The organism is Metabacillus mesotrionivorans, assembly GCF_052171315.1.
Taxonomy (GTDB): Bacteria; Bacillota; Bacilli; order Bacillales; family Bacillaceae; genus Bacillus_P.
In genome coordinates this window covers 204,841-221,498 of record NZ_JBQMFF010000001.1, presented here as the reverse complement: position 1 = coordinate 221,498, position 16,658 = coordinate 204,841, and the positions used below count along the sequence as shown (strand labels likewise).

The following is a 16,658-nucleotide window of genomic DNA, read 5'->3' as shown; positions in this document are numbered from 1 at the left end:
GATGGCTATTTATCAGCAAGTATTAGGAGAAGACTATCACCGTCTGCACCCTGCTCTAAAACAAAGATATCAGTTTCCGTTCAGGGGGAGCGGGATGATGCATCAGATAACAGGGGGCCCGAAATGGCTGTATCCGCTCTTCTTAGGCGGAGTCGCATACAAGCTTCTTTTTCCTGAAAAAGGAGAGAACATTCCGTTTACGATTGTGAATTCTGTGAGAACCGGCACGGGCGGTGAACAGCAGGTTCATTGGGAGAGAGTGTTTTATTTCCCAGGCAAAAAGAGGTGGTTTAACGCTTTGATGAGCCTGGACCGTGAACGGAACGTCATCAAAGATTACTTGGGCGAACCGGGCCTGTTTTACTCTGATTTAACGTTTCATGTTACGGACTGCGGAAACCTCAGGATTGAGTCCGGAAATCAAAGGCTTGTCATCGGAAAGCTTGAGATACCCCTGCCTGAGATCCTGCAGGGTCTGGCATCTGTTACGGAATCGTTCGATGAAACGAAAGGGATCTTTACCATCCGGGTAGAAGTGACAAATCCGCTGATCGGTCCTGTATTTTCCTATGAAGGAGAGTTTGTTTCTGATGAACGTTTATAAATCTGTCTTATTATGCGGATTGATGTTTTTGCTGGCAGCCGTTTTTCACGAAGGACCCTGGTATTATCTGCTTCTTACTGCAGCCCAGCTTGTCTACGTCCCCCTCGTGCTCCAGCTTGTCATGCAAAAAGAGGACTGGTTTTACAACCTTTACAAATGGATCGCACCTTTCGGGTATGGCTCCGTTCTGCTCCTGCACATTCTGGGGCCGTCGCCGGCTGACCCAATTCTTGCCGGTGTATATCTGCTATTTACAGTCTTTGTCGCAAGTTACGGCATCACGCGTTTTCTAAAAAGGGGATTTGTCCGGTTTGAGGAGTTTTCCATCGACATGGGCCTGATTTCATTAATGATCGGGGGCGGATGGTTTTTTGCCCATATTGTTGGAATTGAAACGGGATTCTCTCCAATCATCACATGGCTGACGGGCATTCATTTTCACTACTCTTCCTTTTTGCTTCCGATTTTTGCAGGATTTCTCGGAAGAATTTTAAAAGGGACAGTTTACCGGGCTGCAGTCAGTATCCTGATCATTTCACCTGGCATCGTGGCTGCAGGCATTGCTTTTTCAGTATGGCTGGAGCTTTTTTCAGTGATTCTTTACATCACAGGGATTTATGCACTTATCTGGCTTTCTTTTAAAGCCGACATTCCCAGGGCAAAGTGGCTCATTCGTCTCTCCTTCCTGTCTCTTGGAATCACCATCCTGTTTTCTCTTGCGTATGCATCAGGAAATGCTTTCGGCGAATATGCCGTTTCCATAGACTTCATGCTGAAGTTTCATGGCGTGTTAAACGGCGGGGGCTTTGCATTGGCTGGAGTGATCGGTTGGCATGTATTTAAGCCTGCACCTGCAGCATTGCCTTCCTTCCCTGTAAGCAAAATACGCGGAAGACAGCATATGGCGGATCTCGCTGCTGAAGCTCAGATTCATCAGGGGCTTGTTGATGATATGAAAATCTACGGGACTGGCCCTATTTCTGAAACCATAGTTGACTTTTATGAGCATACGAAAGAATACACCTTGTTTGCTGAAGTTCACTGGCATACCTGGTTTAAAACTTTTGCATTTGTCTATCATCTAATCAGCAGCCGCACAGAACAAATTCATTTGCCGCTTTCCTCTGACCAAAAAGAAATGACCGGCGGTATTTATACGGTAAAAGAGGGCCTTGACGGAAGAAAATCTGTTAGAGCATGGCACAGACAAATTGACGGAAAAACGGTTTTTCTTGCCCTTTATTCCTATCATCAGAAAGACGGCGAGACCTATATGAATATTGCGCTCCCTCTGCCCGGATGCTCTATGATCGGTATACTCGAACTCCATAAAGCTTTAGATGCACTGCTTCTGACAAGCAGAAAACAGAACCCTTCCTCTGATGCAGGCATCTATCTCGCCTGGAAAGATCACTTGTTCAAGCTTCCCTTAGATGAGGTTTTCAGAGTCGAAGAGACTGACAAGGGAAAGCTTGCAGCTATACATCAGATGAAAATAGCCCGCCTTCCTTTTTTAACAATCCGCTACAAGATCTCTAAAAATGAGGCTTCTTTTAGCAAAGACAGCTTTCCAAGACAAAAACAGCCTTCATGCATGTGAAGGCTGTTTTTTCTGTTTACTTGATATTCTCTTCTGTTTTGAGCTCATCCGGTGCTTTAACCTTTGGAGCTTTTTTCGGTTTTGGTCCGATCTGATCCAATCTGGCACGGTCATAAATGGCTGTTCCGACAATTTCCGCTGTATCCTGAAGCTTTTCTTTGCTGATTTTGTCTATAGAATCTTCAGGCGTGTGATACCATGGCTCAGAGGGACTGTGAATAAACAGCGCAGCAGGAATTCCCGCTTCTGCAAAAGGAACATGATCACTGCGTCCTCCCTGTCCGAATGGCGTCGGTTCGCCATTTAGTTTCTGGCTTGATTTTTGGGCAAGTTCTGTAACAAGGTTCGGCTTGCCGTCCAGTGTCAGCATAACAAGATCGCCGGCATCTCTGCTTCCAACCATATCTAGGTTAAAATTTGCAACTGTGCGGCTGGTTTCATCTTCTGATAACGTGCTTACATAGTGTTCTGATCCAAGAAGTCCCACCTCTTCTGCACCGAATGTCACAAAGCGTATTTCTGTATCTGCCGGTACATTCTTCAGAACGCGAGCAAGCTCAAGAGTCATTGCAGTTCCTGAAGCATCATCATTTGCTCCCGGGGCACCCGCAACAGAGTCATGATGTGCACCGAGAACGATAATATCGTTCGCTTCAGACTTTTTGCCTGTCGGTTTTTTCACGGCTATTACATTATGGGATGTTTTTTCGCCCGTTTCCGCTCCAACTACGGAAAGAGAAACCGTTTTCCCGGCGTGTGACAGCAGCGCTTCACCTTCTGCTTTTGATAATGCAGCTGAAGGAACGAATTTGTCGTTGTGTTCTCCAAGGGTTCCGCTTAGTGCTCCCTCAGAATTGTTGTATATAATGACCCCTGCAGCTCCTTTTTCCGCTGCATTGAGCACTTTTTCTGCAAAACTGATTTCCCCGCGTTTAATAAGGGCAATTTTTCCGTCCAAATTAAGAGAAGAAAGCTCGTCCTTTTTTCCAAGGCCAGCTATAGCGAGCTCTCCTGATACATTTCCGCTCACAGAATAAGTAAATGCCTGAGGCTTCAATTCTCCGCCGTAGCCATCTACTGAAAGGGAGATGCTGCTTGGCGGAGTATAACCGTAAAATGTGAACGGCTGAACATCGGCTTTATATCCGTATGATTCAAATTCCTCTTTTATAAACTGAACAGCTTTAGCCTCAGACTCCGTTCCAGCCACACGCGGAACTTTTGATAGGTAATCAATATTTTCATAGATGTTTTCTGCGCTGATTGCCTTTAGGATTTTCTTTTCAAAAGGGTCCTGGAAGTGCTGAGCCGCTTTTGCCGCAGGCTCCTGCTTTACAGCAGCCTGTACGCTGACAGCTCCAATTGCGAGAGATGCTGCCAGAGTAAGAGATAGAATTGGTTTTTTCATAGCATAGCCTCCTGATAGTTAGTAATCGATTCTTACTGTGTATCTTACTTTATTTCGTCAGACGAAATAAGTGCCAAGAAGACTATCTAATTCTATCCATTTTTTCTAATAGATAGGTTATAATTCCTAGTAAACTTATTGGTTAAATGACTTTGTGACAGATTAAAAAGAGGACCTTTATAAGGTCCTCTCCTCAAATCAAGCAATCTCTGATTCTTTCGAATGCACTTTTCTCATAAAGTCATTCACATCGGCAGGCACTTTCCGGTCGAGTTTAGACACGATATAGACGGATAAGAAGCCGATCGGCACAGTGATCAGGCCAGGCACCCTGAACTGCAGGAATTCAGGAAGAGTTGCCGGCAGGAAGATCATGTACATGGAAGAAAGAAGTCCGAGCACAAGACCTGCGATCGCCCCTTTTTCCGTCATGCCTCTCCACCAGATGCCGAGAATGAAGATCGGGGTAAAGGTACTTGCTGCTACTGTAAAGGCCAGTGCAACCAAGTGGCCGATCGAGGCTTCTTTTACAAGAAGACCAAGTGCCCCGTAAAGAATACCGAGGATGATAATCGAAACTTTCCCTGCGATAACGCGCTCTTTCTGAGAGATGTTTTTCCGCAGGAATGTAGCATACAAATCATGAGCCAACGCACCGGAGCTTGCGATGAAAAGGCCTGAAAGATTTGAGAAAACGGCCGCAAACGCGCCGGCAATAACAAGACCGAGCAGCCACTCTCCCCCTAGAGCCTGTGCTGTGGACGGAATAACCATGTTGTTACCGCCTGCAACAAGATCCTTCATTACTTGAGGATCAGCAGAACCGCTCAGGAAGATCGATCTGCCGACAGCTCCAAGATAGACAGCGAACAAAAAGAAAACGCTTGCAATTAAAATCGCCATAAGAGCGGATTTCCGGGCAGCCTTTGCACTCGGGTTCGTGTAAAAGCGCAGAAGGATATGCGGAAGTCCAATTGTTCCAAGTGCAAGACCAATTGTCATGGAAATGGTCTGCCAGAAGGAAGGAAAATAGTTTCCTGTTCCAATCCATGTCTGACCGTCATGAGCGACATCTTTGCCGTCAGGAGCAAATTCAGCTGTTCCGGCGATGCTTCCTGTGAATTCAGTGACAGATGCCAGAATGCGCTCGTAATATAAACCTCCGTAAATGGCAGCAACGACCATCAGGATGAACGCGCCAAGGCGGATCCACAGCTCCAGCGCCTGATTCAGCGTGGTGCCTTTCATTCCTCCGACTCCAACGTAGAAAATCATGACACTGCACGTAAAAATTATGCCAAATTCATAGCTTGTTCCAAAGAACATGCTTAAAATCTGGGCGGCACCGAGCAGCTGAGGGGCTGCGTAAAAACCAGAAATGGCAAGAACGACTGCTACTGCCGCAAGTCTTGCACGCTTGCTGTGAAAGCGGTAGCCGAGGAAATCAGCTACTGTATAGGCACCGAATCTTCTAAGAGGACCCGCTACAAATATTGCCAGAAGAGTAAGACCGATCGAGAAACAGAACGCATAGTACGCTCCGTCATACCCAAGTTGAAACGTCAGTCCCGCAATTCCCAGAAACGTTGCAGCACTAAGGTAGTCCCCTCCAATGGCCGATCCGTTGGTAAACCACCCGAAGCTTCTGCCTCCTACGAAAAATTCAGATGCCGTTGCGTTTCTTTTTGTAAGATACGTAATATACACGATTGTACCCATCAGGAAAATCGTCAAAAGCATTTTCGGTTCAAGTAACGCAGCCATCAGTTGACACTCCTTCCGTCAGAAGATTGAACAGAGCTTGCCGGAGTCCGACTCTTCTTCAGTCGCTTCTCATACAGCGAAGTATGGATAAATGCAATTAAAAAGGCCATGCCCATCGCAAAGATTCCGGTGAAAAACCAGGCGTACGTCATGCCTCCGTAAAAAGATGAGAACATGAAATCCGGAGCGAACCAGTTTAAGACTGGGATAATCAAAATAAATGCAAAATAAAACAGTGTAAGCTTTGACCCGATGCTGAACTCGCTTTTCATCAAATGGCGCGTCTCCTCATCAAGAGGCGTGAGCTCCCGGACATCTACCGTCCCTGCCTCTACATACTCATAATCTTTATAATCTGCTGCCACGATCCTTTCCCCCTTTTATCTGGTAATCTGCTGCTTGATTGTATTGTACATGACCAAAACCTGCGTTACCTTACAATAAATTATCAGAAATGTATAAATATTTAATATATTCCTTCTTTCATGTATACTAGTGCTAGAGTCATAATGATAGAAACGGGGAATATAAGCGTGTATACCGTAACATTCGAAGTTAAGGAACCTGCCGAAAAAGAGAAAATGGCCTCGTGGATCCAGGAAGAGCTTAAAGGGGAGTTATCTGTTTCAGGCCATAGACGCAATGCGCTTACGATAAAAGTAGTCGAAATCACGAAACTTTTCGACTGGGTAAAAATTCACCGGCTCAAAAAACACCATCAGAACTGCATCATCTTCCCGCTTATCGAGCCATCCATGCTGAAAACATCGCCCCTTGCACTTGAGATGAAGCTTCAAACCATGCTCGTTAAGCCTGTCAAAAAACACACCTTCATTAAAAGCATAAAAAAAGTGCTGACTTCAGCCGGAAATGAAAGCGCAATCATAACAAACTACGGCGATATGACCAAAACATACAAGCAAGGTAACAGCGAACTTCTTCCCTTTCAGGAAGCCTTTCTCAGAAGACTTCTAAGAGCAGAAGTCAAATCTGAGGAGGAACTGTTTGCTGCACGTCCCTATTTTCCTGATCACAGCGTCCCAAACACGGTCTGTTTTATCCAGGGATTCATTCACAATCAGCCGCGGGAAACAGCAGTAAATGCGCCCATGCTGATTCAGGATTCTTTTAAAGACGCTTTTTCAGCTATAGGTGTACTCCCTTCTTTTCTGGCCTATAAAAAACATCTGCTCATGCTCATTCAGGTTCCGCACGGCTATACATCCCTTCAGCATTTTCAGGAAGGCGAAGAGACTTTCCTAAGAGCAGCTGATGAGCTGAAGGAAAAACACGGCATCCACCTTTTTACCGGCGTCGGATCGATCTGCAGAGAGCCCCTTATGCTCTCCCAGTCATACAGGGAAGCTCGAAAAGCGAGACGAACGCCTCACTTTAACAGGCTGTCGCTCCGTTATTACGAGGAAATAACGAAGAACCCGCTGATCACGTCATGCACCCATTACATCGCTGAAAACTGCCAGAATGATTTAACCACCAAACAAGTAGCCAAACAAATAAATATCAGTGTCCCCTACTTCTGCAGACTTTTCAAAAAAGAAACAGGCCGCAGCTTTGTTGAATATGTCACCTTCGTCCGCCTGCAGCGTGCCGTATGGATGCTGCGGCACACAGACAAAACCATTGAACAGATCGCAGAAGAACTTGGCTTCAACACACCGAACTACTTCAGCTCAACCTTTAAAAAATATGTCGGCATTACACCCAGCGAATACCGGATGACGGATGAGATTTTGTTTGTTTGAGCCCGCAGACGGTAACGGTTTGTTTACTTAAATATCGCGGAAAGAACCTGCAGCAGAATGCCTTGGATAATAAAATAGAAAAAGGTGAATTTGAGCAAGCTCAAATTCACCTTTTTCATTATTCGAAGCTAGTTTACCCAAGCCTCTCCGGTATTTCACAAAGCAAAAAATTAGATAAAAGTTCCTTTAACCTCTTGACGCTTTTAACTTTTTAATCCCTTTCAGCAGCAATGGGATGATGAAAAGAAGCATCAAATAGGTAAAGTACGGCTGAATTGCCTCATTGAAATGAGCTGAATTTTTTAGAGATGCATCAAGGGAGGACCCATTAAGCAAAGAAAATAGAATATATCCTCCACCGATTAATAGCCCGATTCCAATGGGGATGATCAAAATTGTCCCTAAGAAGAAGAAGATTTTTTTAACAGCTTTTAAGATCATGTTTCATTTACATCCATTCGTATTGATTTTTTAACTGATTTAACTTTGTATACTTGCTTCACCATTAAGCTGATAAGAAGTGATACCACCCCAATGATCACGATTAAAAGATAGATTTGGCTTGAGAACACATCTACTAAAAAGCCAAATATGATCTGTCCTATAGGAATGGCTGTTGTAGCCGCAGCTGCTTGTATCGACATAACTTTACCCAGCATATTTCCCGGTGTTTTCTCCTGTATAATTGTATTCAGATAAATATTTACGACTGTCAAGGCAAACATAACGAGCATGGAGCTGACACTGACGATCAAATATTTCGCAAATGAACTTTCAATCAATTGACTGGTCCCAAATGCCATTCCGAAATACACAGCTGCACACCCTGCAATCCATAAATAGAGATTATCACTCCGAATTTTGCTTTTCAGCAGCCCAATGGTCATGGCTGAGAACACGATACTTAATGAAATACCTGATTGGGCAAACCCAAAATAAGTATCCGGCATATTAAAAAGCACTTTGATCATGTAGGGCAGTCCTACAAAAAACATGGGGGCAATAAACAGACTGACAGTGAATGCTATTGCAATGCTTTTCAGAATGAATCGATTTTCGTGAAGGATATAGGAAATACCCTCTTTGATATCACTTGTGACCATTTGAGCAAAGGGCTCTGGCGCTCGTTTTTCAAATGGGATTTTCATGAAGAGTTCTATTATGGCTGCTGCAAAAAAGAACAGAGCGCTGACAATAACTATCACTTTAATGCTCGTAAAGCTGTACAGCACACTCCCTGCAATAGGACCGACAAAGTTAGCAATGGATACGACTCCAGATACGATGCCATTGCTCTTCAAGAGCAGCTCCTTCGGGACAAGGACAGGAATACTTGCTTGAACAGCCGGCTGATACATCGAGCTGATTAAGGTCAGGGCCATTAAAAGGATAGCGATGGTTATGACCGTTCCATATCCGCTCAAGAGCAGAATGGCAAATAGTGCAATTAGAAGACTGCTGCACATGTCTAAAATGACCATGATCTTTTTCTTATCAAATCGGTCTGCAATCGCTCCCCCGATTGGCGAAATAACAATCGCAGGCACGATGGAAAGACCCATGATCGTCCCAAAAATAGTGGCTGAATTCGTTAGATCAAGCACATATAATGACAACGCAAACCGCAGAACAGACGCACCGAATATGGATATGATCTGACCAAACACCAGTATTTTAAAATTATGGTTAAACCTTCTCATCCGTTACTTCACCAACAGGCGATTCAGAGTCACGAACAAAATCCACAATTTTTTCTGTATTTCATTTGAAAGCTCTTGTTTTGGTTTATTCCCGATGCTTACCTGATTTAAAATGCCTGACATATAGGTTTCAATCAACATGATGATATCCTCCTTTGGGATTGCAGGCACGAATGTTCCATGCTTGATCTGCTCTTCTAAAAAAGAGCAGAACTTTTCATGAAGATATTGGAGATTAGAAACATCCTTGACAATGCTCTGCACCTTTTCATAACGCTCTGGGTCTCTGGAGTATAGAGCCATTATGCTGTAATAAACAGGCCCCCGGTCCAGTAAGGATTTCTGCATATAATCACCAATGTACACCAAAATTTTTTCAAGTTTCTGCAAAGGCTCATCCTTGCCTGCAAATATATCATTAACTTCTTCTTTCACTTCGCCGTTTATATTTTCTTCGTTCAGTAAAGCTCCAAACACTTCATCAATATTAGAGAAATATTTGTATACGCCTCCCTGGCTCATTCCGGTTTCGATCACAATATCTCTCATTGATACATCAAAAATCGGTTTTTGCATGCAGACTCTTCTGGCCGCTTCCAAAATTTCCTTCCGTTTCAATTGAGCATGATTTTCACTGACTTTTGGCATAACCAAATTCAATTCCTTTCTTATCTGTAATAGTTTTCAATTGTTTTATGAATAAGCTCTGCACTCTTTTGTGCACCGTTTTCCGTTCTAACCTTGACACCTAATTCTTTCGCTTTAGTGATGACATCAATGGATTGGGTCGCAGCAATGGCGTCAGACAGTTTCTCGGCAGTCAATTCCTTGCGCGGAATCGACCCTCCGCTTACACCAAGCTCAACCATTCTCTTCCCCCATGCAAACTGGTCGTTTCCAAACGGAATCACCACTTGGGGCACACCTGAACGAAGTGCTGCAGCCGTCGTCCCTGCCCCCCCGTGATGGACAACCGCAGACAGCTGTGGAAAAAGCCACTCGTGAGGGACACTTTTAACGTACAGGATATCTTTTGTGTTTTCTCTTTCCTCCATGCCTCCGCCAGCATTGATGATTCCGCGCTTTCCGTTCTTCTCAAGCGCCTTTACGACCATATCTGTCGATTCAGAAGCATTTGCCTTATCCCCTACACTTCCAAATCCAACATATACAGGTGGCTCTCCATTTTTCAGGAACTCCTGCATCTCTTCTGACGGTTTGTAAGATGATTGATCTTCAATGAACCAGTATCCAAAAGAGTGTACATGCTCCGGCCAGTCACCCGGAACAGGGAATACGCTCGGACTCAATGATGTGATTGTAGGATGACTTGCCGTACGCTGTTTTGGATAAGGATTGGAAAAATCTTTCGGGAGCTGTCCATACTTCTTAACCCAGTATTTCTTCACGCCCGTATTGGCCATCTTCCAAAAACCTTTTTCAAAGATGTGATGAGTTAGTTTGTTCACGTTCCTGCCAAGCCGCAGACGGTCATAAAAAATGATGGCAGGATATTCTTTTGTAGGAGTCATTGGAAAAGGTGTGGCCAGAATGCTTGGAATGTCCATTTCCTTTGCAGCAAAATATCCGAGTGCAGCTCCTGGATGGTACACGATGGCATCTGCACCTTCACAGGCTTGGTGCATGTCTTCTTGACCGCCGATCATCAGCTCTGTCAAATCGTCATTTTTAAAGTTTAAGCTTGTAAAAAATTTCAGTGGATTATCTGCATCCTTTACAACTCCGCTTTCTAAGATTTTGGCAACATCACCGCGCATGGGTGCATATTCAAATCCATACCCCTCGACAAGCTGCCGGTAGGATTCTGATGCAGCAATGCGTACTCGGTACCCTTTCTTTTTCAGTTCTGTTCCGAGCGCAATAAACGGCTGGGTATCTCCTCTTGTTCCAGTTGAGAGCATTGTGATTAACATATATAAAACCTCCTGGGGTTAAATAAAAATAAACGACATTGTTGTCGTTTTTATTGTATAACACCACTTCGAGAAACACAACAACAAAATGACAACAGTGTCGTTTTTATTCCAGGAAGGTTTGCAAGTCCTTAAAAATGTCTCTTTAAACTGCAAACAGAAAAGTTGTACTCTTTCTTAAAGAATGAACCGCAGCATGCGTACGATTCCTGTCAGATGAATCCAGTGTTTTGAGGTCTCTCGATTAAAAACAGGCACCTTCCTAAAGGAAGATGCCTGTTTTTTATGAACGGGTATAATGGGACTGAACATAGTCCCCATAGCGGACAGATCGTTTATACGCAAGTTTTGTTTCGGGATTACCCGGTCTGAATAAAGGAATGCCCTCTCCAAGAATGACTGGAACGGTCGTGATGATGTATTCATCAATCAGATTCTTTTTCATGAAATCATCGAGAAGATCCGCGCCGCCGACCATCCAGATGTCATTGCCATTTTCTTCTTTGAGATGTTTGATCAGTGATTCCGGTTCTTCCTTAGTAAAAATCAGGTCACCTTCTGTCCGGGATTCGCTTCTTGTATAGATGAAGCTTTTCATTCCTTCATACGGATACTTATGATTTGTCAGCTCCAAAACGTGATCATATGTTTTTTTGCCCATGATGACCGTGTCTATTGTTTCCAAAAACTCACTGTAGCCATTGTCTCCTTCTCCCTGTGCTTCTTCCAGCCAGTCAATGCTTCCGTCCCTGCGTGCAATATACCCGTCAAGGCTGACTCCTATATATAAAACCACTTTTCTCATATCTCCAGCTCCTTCTAAAAATTGACTTCCTTATCATCCTAGCAGATAATGACGACAGATTCTGTCGTGAATAGCGGAGGAAATTGACATGTCCAAAACACAAAGATTATTAAACATTCTCTTTTACATCAACAGGCAGAGAAAAGTGACGGCCGGCGAACTCTCTGCGGAATTCGGCATCAGCGTCAGGACGGTTCAGCGCGATCTCGCCGAACTGGAAGAATGGGGGGTTCCTTTATATAGTGAACCGGGGCCGGGCGGAGGATACACGGTTCTCAAAAACAATATCCTGCCGCCGTCTTTTTTTACAGAGGATGAGGGAATTGCGCTCTATTTCTCCTATCAGCACCTCCTGCTGCTGCACGCCCTGCCGTTTCAATCCGAAATCAAGGCTGCATCTGACAAACTTTATGCTTCTTTTCCTGCTGCTGTTAAGGAGAAAATTGATCAGTTAAAAGAACGGGTCGTTTTTTGGGCTCCGCCTTCCAAAGCGGATGTGCCTTTTTTAAACGAGCTTCTGGACGCTGCCGTTCAGCAGATTGAAATCCGCATTGCCTATGAAAGCAGAAATGGTCAATCTAATCGTGTCATCGTGCCATACGGTATATACACATCCGGAGGGCTTTGGTACTGTCCTGCTTATGACCGCAAATCCGGCGGGGACCGGCTGTTTCGGGCAGACAGAATTCTTTCTGTTGAAAAATTGGCTCCTGCCCGGAACGGTTCTTTAACCTTAAGTCAATGGATGGAAAAAGAAGAAACGCGTACACAGGCGCCGCTTAAAGTCCGGCTCTCAAAAAACGGGGTCAGAGAGTGCAAAACGCTGCCTTTTCTATCAGATCATCTGAAGGTAAATGAGGACGGAACCGGGTTTATCGACACTTTTGCACCGCTTGAGGAAGTTCCGTTCATGGCGAAGCAGTTCATCCTGCTCGGAGAGGATGTATATGTAGAAGAACCGGCTGAGCTGATTGGGGAAATGGTTGAGCGTGCTGAGAATGTGCTGAGAATATATAAAACAGATGGGTAGTTGAGAATCTGCTTTTTGAGTGAATGACCTGTCCCGTTATTCACTCAGCAGCATGACTCACCATACCTTTAACGGTTCACAGGTTTGAACCGCTTCTTACTTCAATCCGGCTATAAAACTTTATCAGGAACAGGAGAAGACAGGTTCATCATCGTGAGCGGTTCGCCGTACTCCATGGATGAATCAATAAACCCTTCTAATAACTCATTCGACTCAGTCACAACTTTAACAAGATAACTGTACTCTCCAGTTAATCGATGACATTCAATAACCAAAGGATTTTCTTTGCAAAATTCTCTAAACGCGCTGCATCGGTGCGTTTTCATTAAAATGAATGCCTGAACCGGTTTATCAATCTTCACATTGTCAATTTCAGCCTTATACCCTTTAATAATACCCTGATCCTCCATCTTCCTGACTCTTTCTGTGACCGCAGGAACGGATAAAGAAACTTTCTTTCCAAGTTCAGTCATTGAAACTCTGCCATCTTCCTGCAAAATAGTAAGTATTTGACGATTAATCGGGTCCATTTGCTTCCACCTTTATTATTTTATCTCAATCTACTAAAATTCATTATTTTCTTAAGTATAACTGGCTGAATTCCATAAGAAAAGTATGTTTCAAGGGGCATTGATAAACTAAAATAAGAAGTATTCAAACACTGGAGGTTTTTTATATGGGATTACAAATGAAGACAATATGTGAAAAATGTGATGGTGAATTAAAAGGAAATGCATACATCTGTGTGCATGAATGTACTTTTTGCGAAGACTGCACGAATGGAATGTCAAACGTTTGTCCAAATTGTTCCGGAGAACTTGTCAGAAGGCCTGAGAGAGCTGGTTTTTGTCCTATTAATACACTACCTGTCAGCGGGTGACATTTATAAGACCTAAAAAATCCGAAATATTTAATAGTAAATAAATTTCATGAAGAGGTAGAATTATATGCCTAAAATTGACAATATGTTAGCCATTCTATGGATGCTTCGTTCAGGGGAAAAAATGACTGCAAAACAAATTTCAGAAAAGTTAGAGATGAATATAAGGACTGTGTATCGTTATATTGATACCATTTCAACAAGTGGCGTTCCTATCATTTCAGAACCGGGACATAACGGTGGATACACTTTACTGAACAATTTTATTGAAGCTCCTCTTTTTTTTGATTATGAGGAGCAAACTTCACTATATCACGCTGCTGTTTTTGCAGAAGAAGCGGGATATTATGGCGGTGAAGCACTAAATAGGGCCATTTCAAAACTAAGTAAATACTCAAATCAAGAGCAGGAAACAAAGATAAACCAACATAAAACTAGTCTTGAAGTAATAAGTCGATTACGTTCACTCTCTATAGAACCTTCTTTGAAGGAGTTGGAGCACGCGGTAGCTGACGGGTACTCAGTAAAAATTCTTTACCATAAGAGTGGCGAAAAGCAATTAAATGACAGATTGGTCGATCCGTACAGAATTATCTATTGGAATAATAAATGGTATGTGATTGGATTTTGTCATCTTAGAAATGATATCCGCAGTTTTAGAGTCGATCGAATTGAAAGTTTAATGCTGACAGAAAATAAGTTTAACCTGCCAGAAAATTTTTCAGCACGTGACTTTTTTACAAATAGCCTTCTTCCAGCTATCGAAGATAAGGAAGGGATTATTTCATTGGTTATCAATGGGGATAAAAATGTATTGGCTGATATTTGCCAACATTGGTTTTTAGGACATTACTTACAAGAGCGGACTTCAAATCAAGCAGTTTTTCTTCTTGAAAAAGATGTAATACATACCTATGTACCTTATTTCCTTTTACCTTACAATAAATCGATTAAAGTTATTGAGCCAATAAGCCTTAAGGAGAGACTTATTGAAGTTCTGTCGGAATTAATAGATTTTCATCAAGTATGATAACTTCCCTGACGCTACCTGTCAGGGAAGTTATTTTATAATTGCTCTATCAATTGTGATTGGAGTGTTATTGGATGCAAACAAAAAAAGCTTTTCTATATGTATTTAATACAATGTCGGACTGGGAATATGGATATTTAATGGCTGAACTAAACTCAGGAAGATATTTCAAAAAAGATTTAGCACCTTTAAAAGTAATGACAGTAGGAGCTAATAAAGAAATGATTACTACTATGGGAGGCCTGAGCATAAAACCAGATATTTCCCTTGTTGAATGTACTCTTGAGAGTAAAGATCTTTTAATTTTACCAGGAGGGACTACTTGGAGTGAAGAAATTCATCAGCCTATCTTGGAAAGAATTGGCCAGGCTTTAAAGCTTGGCACGATTGTTGCTGCAATTTGTGGAGCAACTGATGCCCTTGCGAATATGGGATACTTAGATACTAGAAAGCATACAAGTAATAACTTAGACTATACTAAAATGACATGTCCTAACTATAAAGGAGAAAAGTTATATGAGTTGGGATCTGCGGCATCTGATGCGAATTTAGTTACTGCATCAGGAATAGCTCCTCTGGAATTTGCAATGGAAGTACTGAAAAAAATAGATGTATTTACACCAGATGCATTACATTCATGGTATAGCCTAAATAAGACTCATAAACCTGAATACTTCTTCCAGTTAATGAATTCAATAAATAAATGAAGGAACTGAAAAGCTCAATTTCTCTATTTTTCTTTTTTCACCGTATCAGGGTGACTAATGGCAGTATAAAATAACCCCACAATTAGCAGGACTTTGTTAGCAGCAAAGTCCTGCTAATTCATATGCGATATAAGATTTTCAAGCCTTTGATGACTGGAAGTTAATTTCAAGAACTTTCTTCCCCACCTACTAGAACTGCTTCCAATTCCCTTCAGAAATAACTTCTGCTTTTCCGTCAATCACTTTAATAGCGGTCTGATCGTCAATTGCATATGCCGGCCCCTTGATTCCTGCTGCCCATTTTTCTGCAGCAGCCATGGTGTTGCCCGGCAGCATCTCGTGGTCCAGATGGGGAAACATGGCGAAATCAGCCAGGCCCAGCGTTTCATCGCTTCCAGAGGGCGGAGTCCAGCCCACGAAATACTCTCCGATCTCAGGTGCCATCACCATGCTCCCGGCGCTCATTCCCACATAAACGCCGTTAAGCGACGGCAAGAGGTCTGCAAGCCCGGATTGCCGCATCCAATGGCACAGGTAGAGCGCGTCGCCTCCGGACACTAGCAGGACATCCGTCTCCTGAACGAGCGGCACCCAGCGGTCTTTATCAATGCTCGGCAGCGAGGTGAGCTCCAGCACTCCTACAGATTTCCAGCCCAAATTAACCATAGGATTTCCCGGTTTCCCTGTAATAAATTCCCAGACTTTGACGCCGGGCCCGACCCAGGGGTGTCCGTACATAGCTGTAGGAATGCACAGGGCAGTGGAATCTGCGATCGGCTTGTCCAGCATGTCAACAAGGGCATTGTGTATACTCTTGTTCGTTACACCTCCAGATGTAAGCAGAAATTTCATACCTTCACTCCTTATCTTTTTGCATACTATTAAAGACTTCTATCCTTCAGATTTGAATTTTATGAATTATCTGTTTTTTATAATAATATCATATAAAACAAAAACAGCAGGCACTATTCTGCTAAGAATGTGCCTGCTGTTTTATGTGTCATTCCATTTCTCCCGCAGCCAAAAAGAAAGCTGAGGAAACGTTCATTTAAGCCTGATTTTCATCTCTCGGTTTGGCGGATCATCATTTTTCACAGGAGGAAGTCCGTATCCGTAGCCTGATGCCGCCTGTTTTACGGTATGGGTCACACTGTTCAGAACTTCTCCCATGTCCTGTGCGGATTCAAACAGCGGTTCCACTGTCTTCATCTTGCTTTTCACATCAACTGTAATCTGATTGGCAGACTGGATGAGTTCTTCTGCTTCCCCCGACAGATCATGGACCGCTTTTCTCACTTCCGCAAGCGTTTCGTTTGTCTCTTCAAGAGTCGTCATGCCCTTGCGGAGAGTCTGAATCAAATAGCCTACTAGAAAAATAAAGGCCAGCGCGGCTCCTGCAGCACTTACTTCAAAAATCATCTTGCACCTCCAAA

General features: G+C 43.2%; 17 protein-coding genes. 7 read left to right on the top strand and 10 right to left on the bottom strand.

The annotated features are described in order from the left end of the window. Position 1 precedes the first annotated feature (1 nt). Entirely contained in the window at positions 2-604 is a 603-nt protein-coding gene (locus ACTSEZ_RS01025) for a DUF4166 domain-containing protein (protein WP_369732301.1), read from the top strand. Then, positions 591-2,204, top strand: a complete 1,614-nt coding sequence (locus ACTSEZ_RS01020; RefSeq protein ID WP_369732299.1) for a YndJ family protein — start codon at positions 591-593, stop codon at positions 2,202-2,204. The genes ACTSEZ_RS01025 and ACTSEZ_RS01020 overlap by 14 nt, the downstream gene beginning before the upstream one ends. 16 nt (positions 2,205-2,220) lie before the next feature. On the opposite strand, the gene ACTSEZ_RS01015 is transcribed toward ACTSEZ_RS01020, so the two are convergent. The 3 genes from ACTSEZ_RS01015 to ACTSEZ_RS01005 form a co-directional block, all read right to left on the bottom strand. After that, on the bottom strand, positions 2,221-3,612 hold the full coding sequence (locus tag ACTSEZ_RS01015) for a M28 family peptidase (protein ID WP_369732298.1): 1,392 nt from the start codon (positions 3,610-3,612) through the stop codon (positions 2,221-2,223). Between the two features lie 198 nt (positions 3,613-3,810). After that, entirely contained in the window at positions 3,811-5,379 is a 1,569-nt protein-coding gene (locus tag ACTSEZ_RS01010; protein WP_369733055.1) for a sodium/solute symporter, read from the bottom strand. Beyond that, a complete protein-coding gene (locus tag ACTSEZ_RS01005; protein WP_369732297.1) occupies positions 5,376-5,741 on the bottom strand; it encodes a DUF485 domain-containing protein in 366 nt (121 codons plus the stop codon). Before ACTSEZ_RS01005 ends, ACTSEZ_RS01010 begins: the two co-directional genes overlap by 4 nt. A 168-nt stretch (positions 5,742-5,909) precedes the next feature. On the opposite strand from ACTSEZ_RS01005, the gene ACTSEZ_RS01000 reads away from it, so the two are divergent. Further along, positions 5,910-7,139 carry a helix-turn-helix transcriptional regulator gene (locus tag ACTSEZ_RS01000; protein WP_369732296.1) on the top strand — a complete coding sequence of 410 codons (1,230 nt, stop codon included), beginning with the start codon at positions 5,910-5,912 and terminating at the stop codon, positions 7,137-7,139. Positions 7,140-7,576: 437 nt separating this feature from the next. Here the strand turns inward: ACTSEZ_RS01000 and ACTSEZ_RS00995 are convergent, their stop codons facing one another. From ACTSEZ_RS00995 to ACTSEZ_RS00980, 4 genes are all read right to left on the bottom strand, one after another. After that, the gene (locus ACTSEZ_RS00995; RefSeq protein ID WP_369732295.1) at positions 7,577-8,839 is read right to left on the bottom strand and encodes an MFS transporter; all 1,263 of its coding nucleotides are present in this window, start codon (positions 8,837-8,839) and stop codon (positions 7,577-7,579) included. Positions 8,840-8,842: 3 nt separating this feature from the next. Next, positions 8,843-9,487: a TetR/AcrR family transcriptional regulator gene (locus tag ACTSEZ_RS00990; protein WP_369732294.1), complete on the bottom strand. Its 645-nt coding sequence runs from the start codon at positions 9,485-9,487 to the stop codon at positions 8,843-8,845. A 20-nt stretch (positions 9,488-9,507) separates the two neighbouring features. Further along, entirely contained in the window at positions 9,508-10,773 is a 1,266-nt protein-coding gene (locus tag ACTSEZ_RS00985) for a glycosyltransferase (protein ID WP_369732292.1), read from the bottom strand. Between the two features lie 283 nt (positions 10,774-11,056). Beyond that, positions 11,057-11,578 (bottom strand): dihydrofolate reductase family protein, encoded by a 522-nt coding sequence (locus tag ACTSEZ_RS00980; protein WP_369732291.1) that lies wholly within the window; start codon positions 11,576-11,578, stop codon positions 11,057-11,059. Between the two features lie 88 nt (positions 11,579-11,666). On the opposite strand from ACTSEZ_RS00980, the gene ACTSEZ_RS00975 reads away from it, so the two are divergent. Next, positions 11,667-12,608 carry a helix-turn-helix transcriptional regulator gene (locus ACTSEZ_RS00975; RefSeq protein WP_369732290.1) on the top strand — a complete coding sequence of 314 codons (942 nt, stop codon included), beginning with the start codon at positions 11,667-11,669 and terminating at the stop codon, positions 12,606-12,608. A gap of 110 nt (positions 12,609-12,718) precedes the next feature. Here the strand turns inward: ACTSEZ_RS00975 and ACTSEZ_RS00970 are convergent, their stop codons facing one another. Next, the gene (locus tag ACTSEZ_RS00970) at positions 12,719-13,138 is read right to left on the bottom strand and encodes an Lrp/AsnC family transcriptional regulator (protein WP_369732289.1); all 420 of its coding nucleotides are present in this window, start codon (positions 13,136-13,138) and stop codon (positions 12,719-12,721) included. Positions 13,139-13,284: 146 nt separating this feature from the next. Between ACTSEZ_RS00970 and ACTSEZ_RS00965 the strand changes: the two genes are divergently transcribed. The 3 genes from ACTSEZ_RS00965 (at position 13,285) to ACTSEZ_RS00955 (ending at position 15,225) form a co-directional block, all read left to right on the top strand. Then, complete coding sequence (locus ACTSEZ_RS00965; protein WP_369732288.1) at positions 13,285-13,488, top strand: DUF1272 domain-containing protein; 204 nt, start codon at positions 13,285-13,287, stop codon at positions 13,486-13,488. Between the two features lie 67 nt (positions 13,489-13,555). After that, on the top strand, positions 13,556-14,518 hold the full coding sequence (locus tag ACTSEZ_RS00960) for a helix-turn-helix transcriptional regulator (RefSeq protein WP_369732287.1): 963 nt from the start codon (positions 13,556-13,558) through the stop codon (positions 14,516-14,518). A gap of 74 nt (positions 14,519-14,592) precedes the next feature. Next, positions 14,593-15,225: a type 1 glutamine amidotransferase family protein gene (locus ACTSEZ_RS00955; RefSeq protein WP_369732285.1), complete on the top strand. Its 633-nt coding sequence runs from the start codon at positions 14,593-14,595 to the stop codon at positions 15,223-15,225. A gap of 189 nt (positions 15,226-15,414) precedes the next feature. Here ACTSEZ_RS00955 and ACTSEZ_RS00950 read toward each other — a convergent pair whose 3' ends face one another. Both ACTSEZ_RS00950 and ACTSEZ_RS00945 read right to left on the bottom strand, forming a co-directional pair. Further along, positions 15,415-16,077 (bottom strand): Type 1 glutamine amidotransferase-like domain-containing protein, encoded by a 663-nt coding sequence (locus tag ACTSEZ_RS00950; protein ID WP_369732284.1) that lies wholly within the window; start codon positions 16,075-16,077, stop codon positions 15,415-15,417. A gap of 192 nt (positions 16,078-16,269) precedes the next feature. Continuing rightward, positions 16,270-16,644 carry a DUF948 domain-containing protein gene (locus ACTSEZ_RS00945; protein WP_369732283.1) on the bottom strand — a complete coding sequence of 125 codons (375 nt, stop codon included), beginning with the start codon at positions 16,642-16,644 and terminating at the stop codon, positions 16,270-16,272. Positions 16,645-16,658 lie beyond the last annotated feature (14 nt).